Annotated in this window: 24 protein-coding genes; 8 read left to right on the forward strand and 16 right to left on the reverse strand. The window is 67.3% G+C overall.

What is annotated here, in order from left to right; translation table 11 throughout:
- Positions 1-25: 25 nt before the first annotated feature.
- On the reverse strand, positions 26-484 hold the full coding sequence (locus TX88_RS06650; protein WP_044515551.1) for a Na(+)/H(+) antiporter subunit C: 459 nt from the start codon (positions 482-484) through the stop codon (positions 26-28).
- Positions 481-3,348 (reverse strand): Na+/H+ antiporter subunit A, encoded by a 2,868-nt coding sequence (locus tag TX88_RS06655; RefSeq protein WP_044515553.1) that lies wholly within the window; start codon positions 3,346-3,348, stop codon positions 481-483. The genes TX88_RS06650 and TX88_RS06655 overlap by 4 nt, the downstream gene beginning before the upstream one ends.
- Before the next feature lie 97 nt (positions 3,349-3,445).
- Between TX88_RS06655 and TX88_RS06660 the strand changes: the two genes are divergently transcribed.
- Entirely contained in the window at positions 3,446-4,870 is a 1,425-nt protein-coding gene (locus TX88_RS06660; RefSeq protein WP_044515555.1) for an FAD-dependent monooxygenase, read from the forward strand.
- A gap of 7 nt (positions 4,871-4,877) precedes the next feature.
- Here the strand turns inward: TX88_RS06660 and TX88_RS06665 are convergent, their stop codons facing one another.
- Both TX88_RS06665 and TX88_RS06670 read right to left on the reverse strand, forming a co-directional pair.
- The gene (locus tag TX88_RS06665) at positions 4,878-6,164 is read right to left on the reverse strand and encodes an ArsB/NhaD family transporter (RefSeq protein WP_044515556.1); all 1,287 of its coding nucleotides are present in this window, start codon (positions 6,162-6,164) and stop codon (positions 4,878-4,880) included.
- Between the two features lie 12 nt (positions 6,165-6,176).
- Positions 6,177-6,665, reverse strand: coding sequence for a CBS domain-containing protein (locus TX88_RS06670; RefSeq protein ID WP_234927405.1), 489 nt, complete (start codon positions 6,663-6,665; stop codon positions 6,177-6,179).
- A 196-nt stretch (positions 6,666-6,861) separates the two neighbouring features.
- On the opposite strand from TX88_RS06670, the gene TX88_RS06675 reads away from it, so the two are divergent.
- Complete coding sequence (locus TX88_RS06675) at positions 6,862-7,842, forward strand: sensor histidine kinase (RefSeq protein WP_044515558.1); 981 nt, start codon at positions 6,862-6,864, stop codon at positions 7,840-7,842.
- Position 7,843: 1 nt separating this feature from the next.
- Complete coding sequence (locus TX88_RS06680; protein ID WP_044515559.1) at positions 7,844-8,491, forward strand: response regulator; 648 nt, start codon at positions 7,844-7,846, stop codon at positions 8,489-8,491.
- Here the strand turns inward: TX88_RS06680 and TX88_RS06685 are convergent.
- The 3 genes from TX88_RS06685 to TX88_RS06695 form a co-directional block, all read right to left on the reverse strand.
- The gene (locus TX88_RS06685; protein ID WP_044515561.1) at positions 8,458-8,907 is read right to left on the reverse strand and encodes a DUF1707 domain-containing protein; all 450 of its coding nucleotides are present in this window, start codon (positions 8,905-8,907) and stop codon (positions 8,458-8,460) included. The genes TX88_RS06680 and TX88_RS06685 overlap by 34 nt on opposite strands.
- Positions 8,908-8,968: 61 nt before the next feature.
- Complete coding sequence (locus tag TX88_RS06690; protein ID WP_044515563.1) at positions 8,969-9,463, reverse strand: hypothetical protein; 495 nt, start codon at positions 9,461-9,463, stop codon at positions 8,969-8,971.
- The gene (locus tag TX88_RS06695) at positions 9,460-9,849 is read right to left on the reverse strand and encodes a hypothetical protein (RefSeq protein ID WP_044515564.1); all 390 of its coding nucleotides are present in this window, start codon (positions 9,847-9,849) and stop codon (positions 9,460-9,462) included. Before TX88_RS06695 ends, TX88_RS06690 begins: the two co-directional genes overlap by 4 nt.
- A 21-nt stretch (positions 9,850-9,870) precedes the next feature.
- Between TX88_RS06695 and TX88_RS06700 the strand changes: the two genes are divergently transcribed.
- Complete coding sequence (locus TX88_RS06700) at positions 9,871-10,452, forward strand: TetR/AcrR family transcriptional regulator (RefSeq protein WP_044515566.1); 582 nt, start codon at positions 9,871-9,873, stop codon at positions 10,450-10,452.
- A 10-nt stretch (positions 10,453-10,462) separates the two neighbouring features.
- Here the strand turns inward: TX88_RS06700 and TX88_RS34965 are convergent, their stop codons facing one another.
- From TX88_RS34965 to TX88_RS06710, 3 genes are all read right to left on the reverse strand, one after another.
- Positions 10,463-10,771, reverse strand: a complete 309-nt coding sequence (locus TX88_RS34965) for an ESX-1 secretion-associated protein (RefSeq protein ID WP_049924860.1) — start codon at positions 10,769-10,771, stop codon at positions 10,463-10,465.
- 45 nt (positions 10,772-10,816) lie between these two features.
- The gene (locus TX88_RS06705) at positions 10,817-11,602 is read right to left on the reverse strand and encodes an EspA/EspE family type VII secretion system effector (RefSeq protein ID WP_049924861.1); all 786 of its coding nucleotides are present in this window, start codon (positions 11,600-11,602) and stop codon (positions 10,817-10,819) included.
- 104 nt (positions 11,603-11,706) lie between these two features.
- Positions 11,707-12,420, reverse strand: a complete 714-nt coding sequence (locus TX88_RS06710; protein ID WP_044515567.1) for a hypothetical protein — start codon at positions 12,418-12,420, stop codon at positions 11,707-11,709.
- A gap of 47 nt (positions 12,421-12,467) precedes the next feature.
- Between TX88_RS06710 and TX88_RS06715 the strand changes: the two genes are divergently transcribed.
- A complete protein-coding gene (locus TX88_RS06715; protein ID WP_044519158.1) occupies positions 12,468-12,920 on the forward strand; it encodes an SRPBCC family protein in 453 nt (150 codons plus the stop codon).
- A gap of 9 nt (positions 12,921-12,929) precedes the next feature.
- On the opposite strand, the gene TX88_RS06720 is transcribed toward TX88_RS06715, so the two are convergent.
- Genes TX88_RS06720 through TX88_RS06745 form a run of 6 tightly spaced genes read right to left on the reverse strand, consistent with a single transcriptional unit; the run spans position 12,930 to position 20,197 of the window.
- Positions 12,930-15,143: an AAA family ATPase gene (locus TX88_RS06720; RefSeq protein WP_044515569.1), complete on the reverse strand. Its 2,214-nt coding sequence runs from the start codon at positions 15,141-15,143 to the stop codon at positions 12,930-12,932.
- A gap of 1 nt (position 15,144) precedes the next feature.
- Positions 15,145-16,026 (reverse strand): CDP-diacylglycerol--serine O-phosphatidyltransferase, encoded by an 882-nt coding sequence (pssA, locus tag TX88_RS06725; protein WP_044515571.1) that lies wholly within the window; start codon positions 16,024-16,026, stop codon positions 15,145-15,147.
- Entirely contained in the window at positions 16,023-16,721 is a 699-nt protein-coding gene (locus tag TX88_RS06730; protein WP_044515572.1) for a phosphatidylserine decarboxylase, read from the reverse strand. The genes pssA and TX88_RS06730 overlap by 4 nt, the downstream gene beginning before the upstream one ends.
- Before the next feature lie 35 nt (positions 16,722-16,756).
- The gene (gene moeA / locus TX88_RS06735; RefSeq protein ID WP_044519159.1) at positions 16,757-17,944 is read right to left on the reverse strand and encodes a molybdopterin molybdotransferase MoeA; all 1,188 of its coding nucleotides are present in this window, start codon (positions 17,942-17,944) and stop codon (positions 16,757-16,759) included.
- Between the two features lie 2 nt (positions 17,945-17,946).
- Complete coding sequence (locus tag TX88_RS06740; RefSeq protein WP_044515574.1) at positions 17,947-18,870, reverse strand: SDR family NAD(P)-dependent oxidoreductase; 924 nt, start codon at positions 18,868-18,870, stop codon at positions 17,947-17,949.
- Positions 18,871-18,901: 31 nt separating this feature from the next.
- Positions 18,902-20,197 (reverse strand): flavin-containing monooxygenase, encoded by a 1,296-nt coding sequence (locus tag TX88_RS06745; protein ID WP_044515575.1) that lies wholly within the window; start codon positions 20,195-20,197, stop codon positions 18,902-18,904.
- A gap of 96 nt (positions 20,198-20,293) precedes the next feature.
- Between TX88_RS06745 and TX88_RS06750 the strand changes: the two genes are divergently transcribed.
- Genes TX88_RS06750 through TX88_RS06760 form a run of 3 tightly spaced genes read left to right on the forward strand, consistent with a single transcriptional unit; the run spans position 20,294 to position 22,224 of the window.
- Complete coding sequence (locus TX88_RS06750; protein ID WP_044515577.1) at positions 20,294-20,692, forward strand: MerR family transcriptional regulator; 399 nt, start codon at positions 20,294-20,296, stop codon at positions 20,690-20,692.
- A 45-nt stretch (positions 20,693-20,737) separates the two neighbouring features.
- Positions 20,738-21,733: an HAD family hydrolase gene (locus tag TX88_RS06755; protein WP_044515578.1), complete on the forward strand. Its 996-nt coding sequence runs from the start codon at positions 20,738-20,740 to the stop codon at positions 21,731-21,733.
- Positions 21,730-22,224, forward strand: coding sequence for a PH domain-containing protein (locus tag TX88_RS06760; RefSeq protein ID WP_044515579.1), 495 nt, complete (start codon positions 21,730-21,732; stop codon positions 22,222-22,224). The genes TX88_RS06755 and TX88_RS06760 overlap by 4 nt, the downstream gene beginning before the upstream one ends.
- Positions 22,225-22,257 lie beyond the last annotated feature (33 nt).

Below are 22,257 nucleotides of genomic sequence, written 5' to 3' on the forward strand. Positions count from 1 at the left end.
CGATCCGCCTTCGCTTCTCGCTGGATCACTTCGACCCCTCGAATCCCGGCAGCGCATCGAGTTCGTCGGGTGCGTCGGTGTCGCGGTTGGGATCGGCCAGCGGAATGACTTCTTCCTCCGGGCCCGCCTGTTGCGACACCCGGGTGTCCTCGGGATCGTTGCTGACTTCTTCGACCGTGGTGAGGCGATACGAGCGGTATGCCAGCGCCAGTACGAACGCGGCCAGCCCCATGCTGATGACGATCGCGGTGAGGATCATGCCCTGGGCCAGCGGATCGGCGTCGGTGGTGGCGCCGTTGCTGGTGCGCCCGCGGATCGGTGGATTACCCGACTTGCCACCGACGGTCAGGATCAACAGGTTGACCGCGTTGCCGATCAGCAACAGCCCCAACAACATCCGGGTCAGGTTGCGTTCCAGCAGCAGGTACACGCCGGTGCTGGTGAGGCCGCCGATGATGATCAGCGGCACCAGGAATGTCGTCATCGGGCCATCTCCGCATCCACGCGGGCGCCGAGGCTGCGCAAGATGTCCAGCACCAAACCGACGACGATGAGATACACCCCCAGATCGAAGAACAACGCGGTCACCATCTTGACCGAACCGAGTACCGGCACGTCGAAATGCAGAACGGCCGAGGACAATGCGGGAGCTCCCAACAGGATTGACGCGACCGCCGTTCCCGCCGAGAGGCCTAGGCCGGTGCCGAGGATCTTGCCCGCGTCGAGCGGCAGCGTCTCGCCGAGCTCATAGCGGCCGCCGGCCAGGTACCGCAGCACGAGCGCCAGGCCCGCGGTCAACCCGCCGGCGAAGCCACCGCCGGGGGTGTTGTGGCCGGCGAAGAAGAAGTAGGCCGAGAGCACCATGATGAGCGGGAAGATGACGCGGGTCGCTACCTCCAGCACCAGCGAACGGTGCCGGGGGTCGCGCAGCTCGCTGCCGCGCAACCAGGTGACGTCGCCGACGGCCGGGCTGTACGCCCCGATGGGACCGATGTCGGGCTGGCCGACCGCCGTACTGCCGACCGCCGAGCTGACGCGCGGCGCGGCACCGAATCGACGGTGCCGGAACACCAGCGACGCCACCCCGGTCGCGGCCACCAGCAACACCATGACTTCACCCATGGTGTCCCAGGCACGGATGTCGACCAGCAGCACGTTGACCGCATTGGCGCCGTGCCCGCGGTAGTACGCCGCGTCGGGGATCAGCTCGGCGATGCCCACCCCGTTGCGCGCGGCCATCGCGAAGACCGCCAGTGTCGTGACCGCGGCGCCCACCGCCAGTGCCAGGGCGGCGCGTGGCAGCCGGTGACGGTTGATGTTGGTGGCGTTGGCCTCGGCCGGAAGGATCCGCAGGACCAGCACGAAGATCACCAAAACCAGTGTCTCGACCAGGAATTGGGTCAGGGCCAGATCGGGTGCGCCGTGGAAGGCGAAGATCGCGCCGCAGCCGTAGCCGGTCACCCCGACCAGCAGGACCGCGGCCAGGCGGTTGCGCATCACCGTCGCCCCGATCGCGGCGGCCAGCATCAGCAACCCGACCACCACCTGCAGCGGGGAATCCCACAGCTGAAAGTCCGGCCGGTCCCGGGCGCCCAGCGCCAGCATCACGATGGGCAGCACCACCAGTGTCGACAGGATCACCGACTGTGTGGCCGGCAGCGATCCGCGCTGGGTCTCGCCGGTCAGCCGCACCGAGGCGACATCCAGGCCGCGGATCACCGCGTCGTAGATGCGGTCGGCGTTGCCCAGCGGCTGATAGGCGAACCGGGTGCGGGGCAGGCGGTTCCGGCCGAAGAACACCACGGTACCGACGGCCAGCACCACCACCGAGAGCAGCAGCGGCAGGCCGAATCCGTGCCACAGGGCCAGGTGGTAGCCGGACCCGCCGGGCATGGTGTTGGCGTATTCGTCGAGCACCGCGTCCATTCCGGCGGGCCACAGCCCGAAGGCCAGGCCTGCCGCGGCGAGGATTGCCGGTGCGGTCAGGAAAGTGGTTGACGGACGGTGCATTTCAACGACGCGGGTGCTCGGTTTCGGCAACCCTTTGTCGGCGAACGCGCCCCACACGAAGCGCAGGCTGTAGATGGTGGTGAACACCGAGCCCACCACGATGCCGGTCAGCACCCATGGAGCCGCGGAGCCGAGCGCCGGGCTGTGCAGCACGGTTTCCAGGTCGGCTTCCTTGGCGACGAAACCGAAGAACGGCGGCAGGGCGGCCATGCTCGCGGTGGCGCACGCGGCGATGATCAGCAGCGGCTTGCAGTGGCGCCCCAGACCGGCGAGGCGCCGGATGTCGCGGGTGCCGGTGGTGTGGTCGATGATGCCGACCACCATGAACAGCGCGGCCTTGAACATCGCGTGCGCACACAGCATGGCCAGCCCGGCCAGCATCATGTCGCTGCCGCCGGTGCCGACCATGACGGTGATCAGGCCGAGCTGGCTGACCGTGCCGAAGGCGAGGATGAGTTTCAGGTCATATTCACGGACTGCCCGCCAGCCGGCCAACAGCATCGTGAGCAACCCCAGCCCGACGACCATCGGCCGCCACAGCGAAGTTTCGGCGAAGCCGGGCGCCATCCGGGCCACCAGATAGACACCGGCCTTGACCATCGCCGCGGCGTGCAGATACGCGCTGACGGGAGTGGGCGCGGCCATCGCGCCCGGCAGCCAGAAGTGCATCGGCACGATCGCCGATTTCGACAATGCGCCGACGAGGATCAGCGCCACCCCGATCGCGGCCGCCGCGCCGCCCGGCGGGGAGGCGATCAACTCCGAGAGCAGATAGGTGCCCGACAGGTTGCCCAGCACGACGATGCCGACCAGCATCGCCAGGCCGCCGAACGTGGTCACCAGCAATGCCTGGGTGGCCGCCCGCCGGCTGGTGGCCCGTTCGGCGTAGTGACCGACCAGCAGGAAGGACAACACCGTGGTGGTTTCCCAGAAGATGTAGAGAACCAGCATGTTGTCGCTGACCACCAGGCCGAACATGGACCCGGAGAAGGCGACGAGCTCGGCCGCGAAGCTGGGCAGCCGCTTCTCGATCTTGCCGTCGTGGTGGTGGAAGTACTCGCCGCAATAGAAGAGGACGAGAGCTCCGATGGCCAGCACCAGCACACTCAGGATGGCCGCGAGCGAGTCGAACCGCAGCGTGATGTCCATCGACAGCTCGTGCACCCACGGGATGCTCAGGGTCGGGACGCGGTCGTGGCTCGGCCAGTTCAGGCCGACCCAGACCAGGGAGCCGAGCGGCACCAAGGCCAAGGGATAGAACGCTCGCCGGCCCCATTTGGCCACCAGAAGTGGCGCCAGCGCGGTGGCGACCGCGTGGGCGAGCAGAACGGCGAGCATGGCACTCCGATCGGGTTGGGGTCGGGGTGTCAGCCTTATGGCTAGGGCTTTGGGTTAACACGCAGTCTACGTGGCGGGTCATCGCTAGCATCGGCTGATGGCCCCCGGCGAGGTCGTGGTGGTCGGCGCCGGTCCGACCGGATTGATGCTGGCGTGTGAGCTCGCGCTCGGCGGAGCGCCGGTCACGGTGCTGGAGGAACGCACCTCTACGCCGAACATCACCCGGGCTTTTGCCGTGCATGCCCGGACCCTGGAAATGCTCGACGGCCGCGGGCTGGTCGATCAGTTGCTGAGCCGCGGAATCGAGGTGCACGAGGTGGCGCCGCCCGGCGGAGCCACCCTGAATCTGCGGGAACTGCCGACCCGGTTCGGGATGGTGCTGATCGTTCCCCAGAGCGGCACCGAGCACGTGCTCGAGGCCAGGGCTGCGGAACTGGGCGTTCAGGTGCGCCGCGGCGCCGAGGTGGTGGGGCTGCGTCAGGACGGCCAGGGTGTCACCGTCGAGCTGGCGGGCGGCGAGAGCCTGGGCGCCGAGTACGTGGTCGGCTGCGACGGCGCCCACAGCGCGGTGCGACGACTGGTCGGGATCGACTTCGTCGGCAAACAGTACGAGACACACATCCTGCTGGCCGACGTCCGGCTGGCCTCGCCGCCCGCGGAGACGCTGTTCGCCCGGACCGGGACCGAGGGCGTGGTGTTGTTCGTGCCGTTCGGCGACGGCTGGTTCCGCGCCATCGCGTGGGACCGGCTGCGCGAGCAGGCGCCGCTGGACGAGCCGGTGACGCTCGACGAGATGCGCGACGCGTTCACCCGCATCGCCGGCGACGACTTCGGCATGAGCGATATGCGGTGGAGTTCGCGGTTCCTCAGCGAGCGGCGCCAGGCCCGGCACTACCGGTCGGGCCGGGTGTTCCTGGCCGGCGACGCCGCACACGTGCATTCCCCGCTGGGCGGGCAGGGCATGAACACTGGGCTCGGCGACGCATTCAACCTGGGCTGGAAGCTGGCGTCGGCGGTTCACGGGCAGGCGCCGTCGTGGCTGCTGGACAGTTACGAACGCGAGCGTCATCCCGTCGGCGCCGGCGTGCTCCGGTTGACCGATGCGTTCAACCAGATCGTGCTGAGCTCGGCCGCCTCGCGCCGGCTGCGGGTGCTCGCGTTGGGGACGGTGTTGCGGATACCCCGCGCCCGACGGTTCGTGGCCGAACGGCTCAGCGGTATCGGCATCGCCTATCCGCGGTCGAAGGACGAGGACTGGTTGGTCGGCCGCCGGATGGCCGATGTGGACTGCGGCGGGACCCGGCTCTACGAGCTGCTGCGCGCAGGCAAGTTCGTTCTCGTCACGGCTGAACCGGTCGACGTCGCCGGCTGCGATGTGGTGCAGGCGATCGACAACCGCCCCGAACTGCCCGATGCGGTGCTGGTCCGGCCGGACGGCTATGTGGCCTGGGCCAGCGAGCGGTTGCCGCATGCGGCCGAGGTGCGGGCGGCGATCCTGCACTGGATGTCCGCTGCTGGGTAGGCCCACCTCAGAAGTACCGCAGCCAGACGTACACCCAGGCCAGGGCGGTACTGAGCGCGGTGACCACGAGCCCGTACCGGGTGAACCGCCAGAAGCTGATCGGATGCCCGGCCCGCTTGGCGATGCCGATGGCCACCACGTTGGCGCTGGCCGCGATGGCGGTGCCGTTGCCGCTGAAACAGGCGCCGAGCGCGAACGCCCACCACAGCGCCTGGCCCGTCTGCGCCTCCGGGACCTGGGCCACCATGTCCTCCACCACCGGCGTCATCGTCGCGGTGTAGGGAATGTTGTCGACGAATGCGCCGACGATCGCCGAACCGAACAGCAGCGCCGTCGCCGCCCCGAACCAGTTGTCGCCGAATGCCGATTCGGCCACCGACCCGAGCGCACCGATGACACCGGTGTGGACCAACCCGGCGACCATGACGAACAGCCCCATGAAGAACACCAAGGTGGGCCACTCGACCTCGGGCAGCACCTCGGCCACGTCGATGTCGGTGACCAGCAGCATCGCCCCGGCACCCAGCAGCGCGACGATCGACGGCGCCACGTGCAACACCGAATGCAGCGCGAACCCGACGATCACCAGGTTGAGCACCAGAAGCGAGCGGATCAGCAGGCGCTTGTCCTTGATCGCTCGTCGTTCCTGCAGGGCCATCACCTCGTCGATCTGCATCTGGTCGGCACGCAGGTCCCGGTGGAACAGCACCCGGGTGAACAGAACGAACAGCGCGAAGATGATGATCACGACCGGTGCCATGTGGATCAGGAAGTCGTTGAAGGTCAGGCCGGCGCGACTGCCGATGATGATGTTCGGCGGATCTCCGATCAGGGTGGCGGCGCCGCCGATGTTGGAGGCCAGCACCTCGGCGATCAGATAGGGCTGCGGCGGGATACGCAGCCGGTCGCAGATCACCAGGGTCACCGGGGCGATCAGCAGGATGATGGTCACGTTGTCGAGCACCGGCGAGGCGAAGGCGGTGATCGCCATCAGCATGACCATCAGCCGGAACGGATTGCCGCGGGAGCGCTTGGCGGCCCAGATCGCGAGGAAATCGAAGAGCCCGGTCTGCTTGATGACGCCGACGATGACCATCATCCCGAGCAGCAGGAAGATGACGTTCCAGTCGATGCCCTGGTGCTCGGAGTGGAACACCTCGGCCCCGGGGATCAATCCGAGCAGGGCCATCAGGCCGGCAGCGACCAGGACGGTCTTGACCTTGTCGGCTCGTTCGGTGGCGATGAACCAGAAGGCGACGACGAAGATCGTCAGCGCCAGAACCGGAGCCAGCACGGGCTCAGGGGGTCAGTCGCCGGGCCCGGCGACCGCAAGGCTGGTCAGTAGCCGCTCGAGCGTGACGGCCCCGGTGAGCCGGCCGTTGCGGTCGACGACGGCGATGAGCGGACTGCGCTTGTTGGCCATCACGGTGGCGATCTCCAACAGCGTCGCGTCCGGCGTCACGGTCGCCGGCTTGGTCGCGGGCCCCGGGAGACAGTCACCGACCGTGAGCTTGCCCGGCCCGTGCCAGAACAGGTCGGCGTGAATCTCGTCGACTGTGCGGACCAGGGCCGGATCCTCTTGGTAGGACTCGGGAATCGCCAAGCGCAACACCTGAGTTCCCGGCAGCACCGCCACCGGGCGGTCGTCGTCATCGACGACTACCAGGCCGGGAAGCCGGTTGACCACCATCAGCTGGACGGCCTTCGAGACCGGGTCGTCGATCCGCACCGTCGGCAGGTGGGCCGCGATTTCATGTGCCTGCATGAGTTCGTTCCAATGCGTCGCTAGTGTCATCGTCCTCGTTCTCCGATCAATTCGGGACGGCTGTGCGCAATGCCAGAGCCAGCTGGCGGTCCGATTTCATGTCGGCTCCGGTGGTGGCTGCCAGTGTGGGTGACCAGGGGGTGGGTGACCATCGGGGCTGACACCCATTCCGCGGGGGGTGTTGCCTGTATGGACAACACCGCTGGTCCCGGGTCACGCTGGTGGGGTGAAACCGGCGCGCACCCCGGCGGCCGCGTTGTTCCGTCGGGTTTTCCTGATCAACGGGTTGATCTTCACGCTGGGCACCCTGATCCTTGCGCTGTCCCCGGCCTCGGTGTCCTCACGGATAAAACTCACCGAAATCCCAGTTTTGGTCGTAGGTTTGGCGATTATCCTGACTGCCAACGCACTTCTTCTGAGATCGAGTCTTGCCCCACTGGATCGGCTCGCCGCGTCAATGCGGCGAGTCGATCCGCCCAAGCGCAGCGACCGTGTCGACGGCCGTGACAGCGGCGATCTGCAGCACCTGATCGAGTCGTTCAACGCCATGCTCGATCGGTTGGAGACCGAACGGACCACCGCGAGCGCGTCGGCGTTGGCCGCCCAGGAGAACGAACGCCAGCGCATCGCACGGGAATTGCACGACGAGATAGGCCAGACACTCACCGTCGCGCTGCTCACTCTCAAGCGCGCCGTCGATCGGGCCCCCGCCGCGATCCATGCTGAACTCGCCGACGCCCAGGAGATCGTGCGGGCCAGTCTCGACGAGGTCCGCGAGATCGCCCGACGGCTGCGCCCGGACGCTCTGGAGGACCTCGGGCTGCACAGTGCACTGAACGCGCTGTGCAACGACTTCGCCCAGGCGTCCGGCATCGCCGTGGTCAAACACATTGCGCTGCAATCGGACCGGTTGAGGCCCGACGTCGAGCTGGTGTGCTACCGGATCGCCCAGGAGGGGCTGACCAATGTGGCGCGTCACTCCGGGGCGCGAAAGGTGTGGGTGGATCTGCACACCGGTGAAGGTGAACTCACGTTGCGGGTGGCCGACGACGGCTGCGGCGGTATCGCGACCGAACCGATGCGGGAGGGCGCGGGCATCAACGGCATGCGTGAGCGGGCACTGTTGGTGAATGCCGCGCTGACGATCAGCTCACCGCCGGGTGGGGGCACCGAAGTGCGGTTGGTCATCCCGTTGCGGGGCGCCTGACATGCCGGCCCGGATCCTGCTCGCCGATGATCACGCCCTGGTCCGTAGCGGGCTGCGGATGATCATCGATGCGGAATCCGATCTGCAGGTGGTGGCCGAGGCCGCCGACGGGCACGAGGCGCTGACCGCACTGGAAACGACGCCGGTGGACCTGGCGATCCTCGACATCGCGATGCCGCGGATGACCGGGTTGCAGGCCGCGCGTGAGATCAACCGGACTCATCCGAACGTGCGGATCCTGATCCTGTCGATGTACGACAACGAGCAGTATTTCTTCGAGGCGCTCAAGGCCGGGGCGTCGGGCTATGTGCTGAAGTCGGTGGCCGACCGCGATCTGCTCGAAGCCTGCCGGGCGACCATGCGCGGGGAGCCGTTCCTGTACGCCGGCGCGGTGACGGCGCTGATCCGTGACTATCTGCACCGGTCACGCCAGGGCGGTGAGTTGCCGGACACCATCCTCACGCCACGGGAGGAGGAGGTCCTCAAGTTGATCGCCGAGGGCTACTCGACCCGCGAGATCGCCGCGACACTGACCATCAGCGCCAAGACGGTGGACCGGCACCGGACCAACATCCTGGCCAAGCTCGGCCTGCGAGACCGGTTGGCGCTGACGCGCTACGCGATCCGCGCCGGGCTCATCGAACCGTGAGCCCAGATCGGAATGGCATGTGACGCAACGCCGATGCCCCAGCCCATGATCGGCCAGACGGGCCAGAAGTACCAGCCGCCACCGCCGAACCCGACGGCCATCCAGATGCCCAACATCAGCAGGGATCCGGCGACGTAGGCGGCGAGGTGGATCTTGACGCTCATCCGGGCGGCCCGCTGCTGGGCGGCGTGGCGTCGGGGATCGTGACGCCGCAGACGGTTGACGGGTAAGTCTTTGACGAGCGCATGTAGCTCGTCGGTGGTCTGGGCCCGGAACGCCGACTGCAGCCGATCCTCGTACTCGGGCATCGCCAGGTAGCCCTGGGTGAGGGCCTGGCCGAGATCGTTGGCAGTGCGTTCCCGCTCCCGGTCGCCGGCGCGGGCGGTTTCAACGGTGTGTAAGGCGGTGTCGGCCATCTTGAACTCCCGTGAATCTAGTCAGTGACTAGTTGAACTATCCCACCTGAACTTGTCAGCGTCAAGATGTAATTCCGCTTGCTTCCCGTTCGGCCAGATCGCGCAGGGTGAGCAGCTGTTTTCGCATCATTACGACGTCGCCCGCCGCCATCGCCCACCCGATGATCCGTGGACCGTCGAAGCGCACCCGCACGTGTAGCCGGGTGCCGCCGGTTTCGCTGCGCACGGCGTAGGTGACCGCAACCTTCCCGGACTGCAGCGTTACGTGTTCGCCGTCGATGAATGAGCACAGCGTGAAAATCTGCATGAAGCGTTGGCCGGTGCGGAGCTGGGTCAGTTCCGGGTTCCGGCTGCGCGGACTGCGCCGGCCGAAGTTGTCGAGCAGGTCGTAGCTGTACGGTGCGACCCGTAGCTGGCAGAGCCAGCCGAACACCGTCGACACTGGCGCGTCGATGCTGATCGCCCGGTCGGCGCAGAGTGCGGTGACCTCGGTCAGGACGTCGCACGGCAGGGCGGCGTTGCGCTCCTGGGCCGTGGCGCCCCAGTTCAGGATCACGCCAGGACATCCGGGCGTGGGCGCAGTTGTCCCGCAATGCGTTTGAGGACCTGGCGCACCGCCACCGCGTGGCCGCCCGAGCCGATCACCAGGGCGCGGTAGATCTTGCCGTGGATACCCGGGAAGGCTGCCCAGGTTTGTGAGCGCACCCGGGTGCGATGCGGGCCGAGGTCGTCCAGCTCGAAGACCCACTCGTAGATCGAGAAGGGATGGCGACCCTTGAGGACCAGGCGTTCGCGCGGGGTGCACTCGCCGATCGCGAATCCGAATGGGGCGCGCGGTTCGGCGGGGTTACCGCACATCGCTCGCAGGACGGCGGCCCATGTCGTGGCGGCGTCGGCGTCGACGGTTATGGCATGCTCATCGATATAGGGTAAACGTTCCATATAGAAGGACTGTACTAGATCATGGCGCCTCCGCGGAAGCATGAAACCGACGCGATTCTGGATGCGACGCGGGCGTTGGTGCTTGCCGAAGGACCAAGGGCGGCAAGCGTTGCGGCGATTGCCAAGGTCAGCGGGGCCCCGGCGGGCACGCTGTACCACCGGTTCGGCAATCGCAACGGGGTGCTGACGGCGGCCTGGCTCCGGGCGCTGGAGCGTTTTCAATCCCGCGCGATGGCGGCAACAGCGGACGACGCGGTGGAGGCGGCGGTTGCGATGGGCGTCGCTGCTGTGGACTTCGCCCGCGAGGTTCCCGAGGACGCCCGATTTCTGCTGACCATCCGTCCGAGCGACCTGCTCGACGGCGCACCCGATGCGGAGTTCACTGCGACGCTGGCGGCGATGAACGTGCCACTCATCGAACGGTTACGCGAGTTGGCGCGTGGGATCTACGGCAATGACGATGCGCGCACGATGGATGCCATGTCCCGGGCGGTCGTCGATCTGCCCTATGCGATGGTGCGTCGGCATGCCAACGATGCCGAGCTGCCGGCGTGGATGGAGGAGGACTTGGCCGATGCCATCCGGAAGTTGTTGACCAGGTAGGGGCTTCGGGTCAGCGCGGGTGCATCTGACCGTCGAGGTTGCCGCCCTCGTGTTGGTCGCTGCGGTCGTAGTCGGTGGCTGCCTTGTTCAGTTTGACCGATAGGTCGGTCGAGATCAGGTGCATCTTCCCGGCTGCTGCGCGGCGGGACAGTTCTGCAGACTTGAGCGCCATCGCGGTGGGGGAGCACACCAGGCCGTGTGTCTGGAAGACATGGCCCGCGGTTCCGTCCGGCGCCGACTGGGCTGTCTCGATCAGCGAGGCGGCTTGTCCCTGCACGGTTGCGGTCGAACGGATCTGGTCGGAAACAGTCAGTGTCATGCGAGGCTCTCTCGTCGGATTCGGGCGGGGCGATGGGGCGGGATGTCAGCTGCCGAAACCGCCACCCGGCAGCTCGGCATTCGAACCGATCGACTCGTATTGCGAGGCCAAGCTCCTGATCTTGCCCGCGTTGTCTCCGGAACGACTGGCCATTTGGTGAACCTGGATGGTGCCGGCGGGCACGGTGGCGGCGACGGCGGCAATCTCGATTCCCAGGGAAATCTCTGGACCGACAACGGGAATAGCTTTGGCGATCAGCGCCGGAACAATGCTCAGGCTCAGAACCGTCTGACATTTAGAGACGAATTCGCGCGTTTTGTCGACCTGGCCGGCTTCCTCGGCGATTACCTTTTGAAGGTCCTCATCCGTATGTGACATATCGGCGGCACGTGCTTGTTGTTCTTTGTTTCTATCGCTGTAAGCAGTCGACGCGTCACCCGTCCAGCCACCGGGTGGTGCGGACTTCAGCAGAGTGGAATGTGCATCCACAAAATGATTGGCGCCTTCGGTGAACCGTGCCCCGTCCTCAGGCCGGCCAAAACCCAACATGTTGCTTTCCATGGTCAAGGTGATGAGTCCGGCATTGATAATCGGTGTGCCGGCCCCCTTGGCGAAGTTCTTGAGGGACTGGGCAGAAGACGTAGCGCCCGATGCGGCCGCTGATTTGGCCAGCGCCGAAGCGCCTTCGGTTGCTACCTGTTGGCCGATCGCGAGCAAGTCGGATCCGATGCCTGCCATACCCCACGGCACGCTCGACTTCACGCCGTTCGCGTGGTCGGCAATGCCGAAAACGTAGTTGCCGTTGAGGTAATAGAAACTGCCTACACCCATACCAATATTCCGTTCGACTCGACCAGACTCGACCGAGCCTAACACCGGTTCTATGCGGGTACCCGCACCAAATCGCGGGTGAAGCCGCAGGTCGGACGAGCTGGCTACGCCGCACGCAGGCGATCCACGGCCCGCCCGTCGGTGAGCTCGTCGCGCAGCTCGGGGTGTTGCCAGTAGAACCTGACCAATTCGATGAGTGCTGTGCCCTTCGGCGTGTAAATTCCGACAGATTCCATCACCAGTGCTTCGCCACCGGTCACGGTCACCACCATCGGGTTCCAGAGTCGCCCTTGTTCGGGCAAGCTGTCGGTGATGTTTTCGATCGCGTCCCAGTTGCCGGTTTTCGGCTCCCTCAAGGTGGCGAATTCAAATCCCTCAGGGCGAAGGACGAGATAGCTGAGGCTGCCTTGCGTGGACAATTTGAACCAGCTCCAGGCCAGCACCGCGCCGGCGGCGGCCGCACACAGTGGAAACACATGTCGAAATGAGCCGAGGGGAAGGTACAGCACACCGGTGACCCAGGCCAGGAACATCAGCCATGTGGAAAGGGTTCCAGCAACGATCAATCGGTGCAAGTTCCGTTCGATTCTTTTATCGGGCATTATCCGAGTTCCGCTGGTGTCGAATGTGGCCTGAAATGAGACGGTTTTCGATTCCAGCATCATGGTGATCGAGAATATGGACGTCACCGTCAGGCCGATCGCAACGAGGATCGTGACAATTGAGAATTGCTTTGCCGCGTTGAACGCCCATACGGACAACATTGCGATGAACACCAATGTCACCGCAATACCGAATCGTCTCGCGAATTTTTCCATCTCGCCCCTCGTCTGCGCCCCGCCGATGTGTCGGTATGGTCTGGCTCATGGATGATAAGGCCGAAGTCTCAAAGGTGGTCGCAGCCAGTCGAGAGATTGCCGCACCGGCCGAGACGATCTTCGAGCTGATCGCGGACCCGGCACAGCAGCCTCGCTGGGACGGCAATGAGAACTTGGCCGAGGCTCCCACCGGGCAGCGGGTGCGCGCCGTCGGCGACGTCTTCACCATGACGATCAAGCAGGGCGGCGACCGGGAGAACCGGATCGTCGAGTTCGAGGAAGGCCGGCGTATCGCCTGGCGACCGTCGGAGATCGGGAAAGAGCCGCCCGGACATCTGTGGCGCTGGGAGCTGGAACCGTTGAGCGACAACCGAACCCTGGTCACCCACACCTACGACTGGACGCAGCTCGACGACGAGAAGCGGCTGATCCGCGCACGCGCCACCACCGCGGACAAGCTGCAGGGATCGATCGACCGGCTGGCGGCGATCGCCGAGTAATCGGCAGCCTCAGCGCCCGGCCGCGAACTCCCGCAACGACTGCACCTGTGCGGCGTCCAAAGACGGGCGCACGGTCTCACGCGCTTTGGCCACATCGGCTGCGGTGACGTCGGCCGCATCGATGGACCGGCGCATCGCCGTCAACGCCGCCTCCCGCAGCAGCGCCACACAGTCGGCCGCGCTGTAGCCGTCCAGATCGGAAGCCAGCGCGTCGAGATCGACATCCGGAGCGAGCGGAATGGATTTTCCTGCGGTACGCAGGATTTCGCGGCGCGCATCGGCGTCGGGCGGCTCGACGAACACCAGCTTCTCCAACCGGCCCGGCCGCAGCAGCGCGGGATCGATGAGGTCGGGTCGGTTGGTCGCACCCAGCACGACGACGTCGTTCATCGGTTCGATGCCGTCGAGCTCGGTAAGCAGGGACGCCACTACGCGGTCGGTCACCCCGGAGTCGAAGCTCTGCCCGCGTCGCGGGGCCAGGGCGTCGATCTCGTCCAGGAACACCAATGACGGCGCCGAGTCACGTGCCCGGGCGAACAGCTCGCGCACCGCCTTCTCCGAGGAACCGACCCATTTGTCCATCAGCTCAGCGCCTTTGACGGCGTGCACGGAGAGCCGTCCTGAGCTGGCCAGGGCTCGCACCAGGAACGTCTTTCCACAGCCGGGCGGGCCGTACAACAGCACGCCGCGCGGAGGCTCGACGCCGAGGCGCTGGAATGTGTCGGGATGCTGCAGCGGCCACAGCACGGCCTCGGTCAGCGCCTGTTTGGTCTCGACCATGTCGCCGACGTCGTCGAGCGTCACCGAGCCGACCGACACCTCCTCGGCGGCGGACCGCGACAGCGGGCGGATCACCGTCAGCGCCCCGGTCAGGTCTTCCTGCCACAGCACCGGTGCATTGCCGTCGGCGCTGGCCCGTGACGCGGCCCGCAGTGCGCCCTCGCGGACCAGGGCGGCCAGATCGGCAACGACGAAACCCGGTGTGCGGTCGGCTATCTGGCCCAGATCCAATTCGGCGGCCGGAACGCCGCGCAGCAACACCTCCAGCAGCGCTTTGCGGGTGGCGGCATCGGGCAGCGTCAGGGCGAGTTCGCGGTCGCACAGATCCGGCGCCCGCAGGCGGGTATCCACCCCGATGGGCACGGCAGAGGTGGCGATGAACGCCACGCCGCGGGTGGCCACGGCGTCACGAAGTTCGGCGATGATCAACGCCGCAACGGGTTCAGGAGTCCGGTCGGCGGCAGTCGCGGGCAACAGGGCGTCGACGTCGGAGATCAGCAGCACCCCGCCGCCGTCGCGCACCGTGGCGACCGCGTCGGATACCCGGCGCAACCGGTCGTCGGCGGCCAGCGCACCCACCTCGGGCCCGTCGAGTTCCACCAACCGCCGCTCGGCGCACACCGTCCGCACCATGGTGGCCTTGCCGACGCCGGCGGGACCGGTCACCAGGACGCCGAGATTCGGTTTGGCGCCCAGGGTTTCGAGGAGTTGAGGTTCGTCGAGCGACAGCTTGAGCCATTCGGTGAGCTTGCCGGCCTGGGTATGGGAGCCCTTCAGATCGTCGAAGCTGACCGCCGGCTCGGCGCGTGCGGGGCTGATCGTATGGGCGCCGGTGGAGTCCGACGTACTCGGCTCGAGGCCCGATCCCCACGACACCACCGAATTCGGTTGAATGCTCACGGGTCCGGACGGATCGACGCCGGTCACCGTCAGCAGCTCCGAGGTCCACGTGATGCCCACGGACGATGCCAGCGCAGCGGTGGCCGCCGATGTCGAGGTGCCCGGCCCCAGATCGCGGGGGAGCAGCGACACGGTGTCGCCGACCGTCATGACCTTGCCCAGCAGTGCCTGGCGCAGCGTCGCCGACGAAATCGAATCGGTCGCCAGCTTCGACCCGCTCACCGTGACCGCCCGGGCGCCGTACACCGTCACCGGCGCCACGATCACTGTCGCGGTTTCCCGTACCCCGGCGTTGGACAACGTGACGTCGTCGAGCAGGGCGGTCCCGGTCGGGGTGCCGCCGGGCGCAACGCCGACGACGGCGGCGGTGGTACGAGATCCGGTCAACGAGATCGCATCCCACTCGCGCAGCCCGAGGGCGGCGATCGCCTCCGGATGCAGCCGGACCACGCCGCGACGTGAGTCGAGGGCTGAGGTGTTCAGCCGGGCCGTCAGGCGCAGATGCCCGAGCGCGTGATCCTCGTCGACCTCGAGCTGCGACATGTCAGCGCCCCGGCTTCCGCAGTCCCAGACGGGCCATCGACCGCCGGTGCGGCTGCGCCCGGCGAATCGCGCGCCGCGTCGCACGGCGCTGCTGTGGCTTGTCGTCCCATGATTCGGGGTGGCTGGCCACCCATTTCTTGGTGCGTATCGCGAACGGGATGTGGATCACGTAGGCCACGATGATCACCATGATCACGATGTAGCCGTAGAAGACGGACGCCGCCACGCCGATCGCGACCAGGGCGAGCAAGGGCGCCACCATGTTCGGCGGCACCGCGAAGGTGTGGATCTTGCGCATCGGGATCCGGCTGACCACCAGCAGCGAGACGCCGATCATCCAGATCGACACGGCCCACTCGCTGGTCCACCAACCGTCGCCGAACTGCATCTTGGCCGCGAGCGGTCCGATGGCGCCGAGCGCACCCGCCGGGGCGGGCATGCCGACGAAGTACTCCTTCTCGTACGCAGGCTGATCCACGTCGAGCAATGCGTTGAACCGGGCCAGCCGCAACACGATGCACACCGCGTAGAGCAGCACCACGATCCACCCGACCCGCGAGTGCGACAGCAGGGTGCCGTAGACGATGAGGGCCGGGGCGACACCGAAATTCACCGCGTCGGCCAGGGAGTCGATCTCCTCGCCCATCTTGGAGGTGGCATTGAGCATCCGCGCGACCCTGCCGTCCAGCGCGTCGAGGATCGCTGCGACCGCCAGGAACGCCATCGACTCGGTGGGCCGGTTGTCCAGCGCCATCTTGATCGCCGACAAGCCCAGGCAGATGGCGGCCACCGTCATGGCACTGGGCAGCATCCGCACGCTGAACGGCGGCGGTTTCATGCGTCCCTTGATCAACGACGGGGGCCGCACGCGGGGTTTGATCATGGCAACTCCGCCAGGACGGTTTCTCCGGCCAGCGTCCGCTGGCCCCGGGTGACGAGCAGTTTCGAACCAGCAGGGAGATAGGTGTCGAGTCGGGAGCCGAACCGGATCAGTCCGTAGGTCTCGCCGATGTCGAGCTTGTCTCCGACGTGCGCGTTGCACACGATGCGTCGCGCGATCAGCCCGGCGATCTGTACGGCGATCACCTCGGTGCCCTCGGGGGTGCGGATGACGACGCTGTTGCGTTCGTTGTCCTCGCTCGCGGCTTCGAGCTCGGCCGAATGGAAACGTCCGGGGCGGTGCTGCACGGCCACCACGTCACCACCGATCGGTGCCCGCTGCACGTGTGCGTCGAGAACCGACAGGAAGATGCTGATCCGCGGCCGCGGGGTGTCGGACAAGCCCAGCTCGGCGGGCGGGACGGCGTCCTCGATCAGGCACACCAGCCCGTCGGCGGGGGCGACCACCACGCCGGGGCGCGTCGGCGCCACCCGGGGCGGGTGCCGGAAGAACGCCGCGTTCGCCCCGGCGGCCAGCAGGCCGGCCCGGCGCACCCAACGGTGCTTGCGGCCCAGGGCCGCGACGGCGAGGCTGGCGCCGACGAACGGGAGGCCCGCCGAATGCATCGGCGGAACACTGGATCGCACCAGCGCCGCAAGGCGTTCTGGTCCGGACTGGAGGTCGGGGCGTCTGGCCATCGGGAGGATTCTACGTGCGGGTGGAGTCGGAATTGCTAGCTCAGGTCCCAGACGGGAACCGTCGACCCCGCCGTAAGTTCGGTGACGTCCTCGGCTATCTCCAGCAGACAGTTCGCCGAGGCGAGCCAGCGCAGATGATGTGAGGCCGGGGGACCGTAGCTGCTCACCGAATCCCCGGTCAGCACACCCCGCCGGAACTGCCGTTTTCCGCGCGGCGAGGTCAGATCCTCGGTCAGCTGCGCGGTGCGCCGCGGCCGGTCGGGTTCGGCGAGGCCCATCGCGGCGCGCAGCGGTGCGCGGACGAACACCTCGAACGAAACCAGGGCACTGACCGGATTGCCGGGCAGCGTGACGATGGGAACACCGTCGACCGTCCCCGCCCCCTGCGGCATCCCGGGCTGCATCGCCACCTTGACGAACTCCACCTGATCCGACAGCGAGTCCTTGACCACTTCGTATGCGCCCGCGCTCACCCCGCCGGTGGTGATGATGAGGTCGGCGTCGACGGCATGCGCGGCCAGCGCGGCCCGGAACGCGTCGACGTCGTCGGCGGACATCGGGGCGATGGTGGCCTGCGCTCCGGCGTCGCGGACCGCCGCCGCCAGCATGACCGCATTGGACTCGTAGATCTGGCCTGGCTGCAGTTCGGTGCCCGGGGCCACGAGTTCGGTGCCGGTCGACATCACCATCACGCGCTGCGGCGGCAGCACGGGCAGTGTGGCCAGTCCCAGTGCCGCGGCCAGCCCGAGGGCGGCCGGGCTGATCACCTGGCCGGCCCGCAGCACGGTGGTGCCTGCGGTGACGTCCTCACCGGCGCGGCGGATGTGCTGGCCACCCCGGGCGGCCGCGCGGATCGTCACCGTGTCGGTCGCCCCGTCGGTGGCCTCGACCGGGACCACCGCGGTGGCGCCGGACGGCAGCGGGGCCCCGGTCATGATGCGGTGCGCGGTTCCGGGTTGCAGCGTCAACGGGTCGGTGCGGCCCGCCGGGATGTCCTCGGCGACGGGCAACCGCACCGGGGCGTCCTCGGTGGCGCCTGCGACGTCGTCGGCGACGACGGCGTAGCCGTCCATCGCGGAGTTGTCGAAGCCGGGCAGTGACAGCGGGGCGACGACATCGGCGGCCAGCACCAGGCCGAGGGTGTCGTTCAGTGGAACATCTTGTGGGGCGCGGGCTTTGATCAGCTCGGCGACCACCTTCTGGTGTTCTTCGACGGTCCGCATCATCACACCGGGAACGTGACGCCGGTGAGCTCTTCGGACACCGCCCATAGCCGGCGCTGCAGCTCCTCGTCATGCGACTGCTTGCTGGAGGTCACGAGCTCGGGGTAGCCGCGCAGTTCCCGGAATCCGTCCGGTCCGTAGTACTGGCCGCCCCGCACGCCGGGGTCGGTTGCGGCGCGCAAGGTGGCCAGGGCGCCCTTCACCGCGCTGTTGACGAGGAGGGAGGTGACCCGGCTGACGCCCGGCAGCCCGGCGCCGGGGATGTGCCGCGTCAGTTCGGTGTCCGAGACACCGGGGTGGGCAGCCACCGCGATCGTCGGCTCGTTCTTGGCGGCCAGACGCCGCTGCAGCTCATAGGTGAACAGCAGGTTCGACAGCTTGGACTGCCCGTACGCGGCGACCCGGTTGTAGCTGCGTTCCCACTGCAGGTCGTCGAAGTGGATGCCGGCCTGGATGTTGTGGGCGATGCTGGCGACCGCGACGACGCGTGACCCGTCGACCGGGAGCAGGTGATCCAGCAGCAGACCGGTCAGGGCGAACGCCCCGAGGTGGTTGGTGCCGAACTGCAGCTCGAAACCGTCCACGGTGGTCTGCTTGGGCGGGTACATCACCCCAGCGTTGTTGATAAGCAGATCGATGCGCGGATAGGCGGCCCTGATTTCGTCGGCGCCGGTGCGGACCGAATCCAGCGAGCCCACATCCAGCTGCTGCAGCTTGAGGTCCGCCTTGGGCACGGCGGCGGTGATCCGGTCGACGGCCTGACGGCCCTTGTCCAGGTTGCGTACCGCGATGACGACATGCGCGCCCCTGGCGGCGAGCACGCGGGCGGTCTCGTAGCCCAGACCGGTGTTGGAGCCGGTGACGATCGCGATCCGGCCGGACTGATCGGGAACGTCGGCCTCGGTCCACTTGGAATTGGCGCTCATGGTTCGAACTCTACGGGTGTGCCGTTGTGCCTCACACTGTTGCGATCACCGAGGCCGAGGGCCTCGACCGCATCACGTGATCGATGTGGATCTGGCCGGCGATGTACCGCCCGTTGTCCGCGACAGCGGCCAGACCCGTCCGGGCCAGCGAGTCCCCGTCGGGCAGCCCCGCGTAGTACAGGCCGGGGAGTGCGCCCAGGATGCCGCCCTGCTGAAGTGGCACCCCGTTCTCGTCGAGCGCGTGTGCGGGCAGGATCCGGTAGTCGGGGCGGAATCCGGTGCACCACACGATGGTTGAGATGTCGTGGCGAACCAGGTCGAGCCGCGTATCGAAACCCGCGATCGCGTCGAGATTCACGACGGGTGCCGTCGCAGCTTCGGGGGCGACGAAGCCGCGGGCGCGCAGTCCGGCGTCGATCTTGTTGATCACCTCTCGGAACGAGAGCGCGGATTCCTCGGCGATGTCGATGACGTTGTCCTCCAGCATCAGCACGCTGCCACGTGCCCCGCGGGCCGACCCGACCAGGACGACGCCCTTTTCGGCCAACGTGCCGAGATTGAGTTCGGCGGTGCCAAGCCTGTTGCCGCACACCGGCAATCCGGGGAGCCGTGAGCGGTGGCCGGCGCCTGCGGTGACGAAGTCGTCGTACAGTGAGAACACGTGCATCCATTCGTGGATGGTGCGACCGCGGTAGTGCCGGGGCCAGGCTCGGTGCCGTCCCACGGACAGGAAGACCCGTCGGCCGGCATCCACCAGTTCGTCGGCGATCTGCTGACCGCTGATGCCCGCACCGACCACCAGGACCGTCCCGCCCGGAAGCGCGTCGGGATTGCGGTAGTCGGACGAATGGGTTTGGTGGATGGCCGAATCGATGTCGCACGCCAGGATGGGCTTGCGCGGTTGCGCATAGCCGCCGACGGCCGCGACGAGGTTGCGCGATTCGACCGTCTCGCCGTCGTGCAGGCGGGTCCTGAACCGCACGTCGTCGTCGGATCCGCCGAACCGACCCTCGACGGCCTGCACCGGCGTGTGCTCACGGACGGTCAGGTTGCGGTCCCGCACATAACGCCGCAGGTGGCCGGCTACCTGCGGTCCCGATGGCAGGGCGAACGGGTCGTCGCCGTCGTAGTCCCACCCGGGCAGCCGGATCGACCGGTTGCCGCTCCCGACGAGCAGGCTGTCCCACCGTTCGTGTGCCCACCGCTGGCCGACCTCGCCCTTCTCGAACACGATCGCCTCGCGCCCGATTTCCTGTAGCGCTCCGGCCACTCCGCAGCCTTGCTGGCCGGCGCCGACGATGACGGTCTCGATGTATTCGTTCCCCATGGGAGGGCCTTTCTTTCCGCGCCAAGTTAGTTAGGGTGACCTAACAAGAGCACTTCAAGTCGGCTTTAGATCAAGGCCGTGAATGGGGTGGGTGGCATGAGTGACGACTTCATCGGCATCGGTGCGGCCGCGCGCCGGTTCGGTCTGGCCGAATCGGCCCTGCGGTACTGGGAGAAACGAGGCCTGCTCCACCCGGCCCAGCGCCGGTCCAGTTGGCGGTTGTACGGCCCCGAGCAACTCCACCGGATCGGGCTGATCAAGGTGTGGCGGGAAAGCGGCCTCCTGAGCCTCGACGAGATCGAGACCATTCTCACCGCGGGCAACCACGACTGGCGCGATGCGGTGCTCGATCGCCTCGGGGCGATTGAGCGGCAACAAGATCGGCTGGCCGAAGCCAAGGCGCACCTTGAGCACCTACTGACCTGTCCGGACGAGAATCCCGCCGAGGACTGTCCGTACCTGCGGAAGATCACGGACGAGTATCCGGCTCGATAGGTCCGGTGCTGGACGGCGCCCCGACGCCATAGCAGTCTGGGAGCCATGCGCAACCTGATGGCTGTCCTGCTCACCGTGTTGCTGGCCATGACCGGGTGTTCGTCGAACGAAGCTGCCGCAGATCCATTGTCCGCGTGGAACGACACATCGGCGAAGAGTTCGATCACCGAGTTCGTCAAGCGGGTCACCACCGCCGACACACCCGATTTCGTCGCGCCGGAGGACCGCATCGCGGTGTTCGACAACGACGGCACGCTCTGGGCCGAGGCGCCCCTGCCGTTCCAGGCGGCGTTCGTCGTCGACGAGCTCAAACGCCGGGCACCGCAGGAGCCGGCGCTGGCCGCCGACCCCATGGTGCAGGCGGCGCTGAAAGGCGACGTGGCGACCCTGCTCGCTGGTGACCGGCACGAAGGATTACTGCGCGTCCTGGCGCTCACCCACTCCGGGATGACCACCGACGAGTTCAACCAGCGGGTGACCGACTGGATGGCGACCGCCAAGCATCCCCGATTCGACCGGCCCTACGACCAGCTGACCTACGAACCGCAACAACAGTTGCTGTCCTACCTGCGGGACAACGGGTTCCGTACTTTCATCGTTTCCGGCGGCGGCGCGGATTTCATGCGGGTGTTCTCCCAGCGGGTGTACGGCATCCCGCCCGAGCAGGTGGTCGGCTCCACCGGCACCACGAAATACGAACTGCGGGACGGTAAGCCGGTGCTCGTGAAAACCCTCGACTACGTCTTCGTCGACGACACCGTCGGTAAGCCGTCGGGAATCCACGAGTTCATCGGCAGGCGACCGATCCTCGCCGTCGGCAACAGCGACGGTGACCAGGCGATGCTGGAGTACACCACGATCGACAACCCGCGCCCCAGCCTCGGCGTGCTGGTCCACCACACCGACGCCGAGCGCGAATACGCCTACGACGCCAACCCGCCGTCTTCGGGAAAACTGGTCACCGCACTGCAGCAGGCCGGGCCCGACGGCTGGACCGTCGTCGATATGAAGAACGACTGGAAGACGGTGTTCGCGCAGTGAAATTGATCGATCCGGCCCAGCCGCCCAGCAGTAAGGCGCCACTGGTGTGGGCATTGAGCGCAGCCATCCCGTGGGTGGTACTGGCCCTGGTCCAGATGGTCTGGTTCGCTCTCGACTCCCGGATGCTCTGGCTGCACGGTGCGGCCGCGATCGTCACGGTGCTGGGCGCCGTCCTGTTCGTCGTGGTGGTCCCGATCTGGCGCTACCGCGTGCACCGCTGGGACATCAACGTCGGATCCGGCACGCCCGCGGTGTACACCCGCACCGGGTGGCTGGTGCAGGAGCGCCGCATCGCCCCGATCTCCCGGGTCCAGACCGTGGACACCTACCGCGGCCCACTGGACCGGCTGTTCGGCCTGGCCAACGTGACGGTGACGACGGCGTCCTCGGCCGGGGCCGTGCGGATCGTGGCCCTCGACGACGACGTCGCCGAGCGGGTGGTGGCGCAGCTGACCGACATCGCGGCGATCGGTGAACAGGACGCCACGTGACCACGCCGGCCGAGCCGGCCATCCGGCCGCCGT

Source organism: Mycolicibacterium septicum DSM 44393 (genome assembly GCF_000455325.1).
Lineage (GTDB): Bacteria > Actinomycetota > Actinomycetes > Mycobacteriales > Mycobacteriaceae > Mycobacterium > Mycobacterium septicum.

Bases quoted from the DNA above. Each gene is read 5' to 3' on its own strand.
- TX88_RS06650 (WP_044515551.1), bottom strand. From the start codon at position 484: ATGACGACATTCCTGGTGCCGCTGATCATCATCGGCGGCCTCACCAGC.
- TX88_RS06655 (WP_044515553.1), bottom strand. From the start codon at position 3,348: ATGCTCGCCGTTCTGCTCGCCCACGCGGTCGCCACCGCGCTGGCGCCA.
- TX88_RS06660 (WP_044515555.1), top strand. From the start codon at position 3,446: ATGGCCCCCGGCGAGGTCGTGGTGGTCGGCGCCGGTCCGACCGGATTG.
- TX88_RS06670 (WP_234927405.1), bottom strand. From the start codon at position 6,665: ATGACACTAGCGACGCATTGGAACGAACTCATGCAGGCACATGAAATC.
- TX88_RS06680 (WP_044515559.1), top strand. From the start codon at position 7,844: ATGCCGGCCCGGATCCTGCTCGCCGATGATCACGCCCTGGTCCGTAGC.
- TX88_RS06685 (WP_044515561.1), bottom strand. From the start codon at position 8,907: ATGGCCGACACCGCCTTACACACCGTTGAAACCGCCCGCGCCGGCGAC.
- TX88_RS06695 (WP_044515564.1), bottom strand. From the start codon at position 9,849: ATGGAACGTTTACCCTATATCGATGAGCATGCCATAACCGTCGACGCC.
- TX88_RS06700 (WP_044515566.1), top strand. From the start codon at position 9,871: ATGGCGCCTCCGCGGAAGCATGAAACCGACGCGATTCTGGATGCGACG.
- TX88_RS34965 (WP_049924860.1), bottom strand. From the start codon at position 10,771: ATGACACTGACTGTTTCCGACCAGATCCGTTCGACCGCAACCGTGCAG.
- TX88_RS06705 (WP_049924861.1), bottom strand. From the start codon at position 11,602: ATGGGTGTAGGCAGTTTCTATTACCTCAACGGCAACTACGTTTTCGGC.
- TX88_RS06710 (WP_044515567.1), bottom strand. From the start codon at position 12,420: ATGGAAAAATTCGCGAGACGATTCGGTATTGCGGTGACATTGGTGTTC.
- TX88_RS06715 (WP_044519158.1), top strand. From the start codon at position 12,468: ATGGATGATAAGGCCGAAGTCTCAAAGGTGGTCGCAGCCAGTCGAGAG.
- TX88_RS06720 (WP_044515569.1), bottom strand. From the start codon at position 15,143: ATGTCGCAGCTCGAGGTCGACGAGGATCACGCGCTCGGGCATCTGCGC.
- pssA (WP_044515571.1), bottom strand. From the start codon at position 16,026: ATGATCAAACCCCGCGTGCGGCCCCCGTCGTTGATCAAGGGACGCATG.
- TX88_RS06730 (WP_044515572.1), bottom strand. From the start codon at position 16,721: ATGGCCAGACGCCCCGACCTCCAGTCCGGACCAGAACGCCTTGCGGCG.
- moeA (WP_044519159.1), bottom strand. From the start codon at position 17,944: ATGCGGACCGTCGAAGAACACCAGAAGGTGGTCGCCGAGCTGATCAAA.
- TX88_RS06740 (WP_044515574.1), bottom strand. From the start codon at position 18,870: ATGAGCGCCAATTCCAAGTGGACCGAGGCCGACGTTCCCGATCAGTCC.
- TX88_RS06745 (WP_044515575.1), bottom strand. From the start codon at position 20,197: ATGGGGAACGAATACATCGAGACCGTCATCGTCGGCGCCGGCCAGCAA.
- TX88_RS06750 (WP_044515577.1), top strand. From the start codon at position 20,294: ATGAGTGACGACTTCATCGGCATCGGTGCGGCCGCGCGCCGGTTCGGT.
- TX88_RS06755 (WP_044515578.1), top strand. From the start codon at position 20,738: ATGCGCAACCTGATGGCTGTCCTGCTCACCGTGTTGCTGGCCATGACC.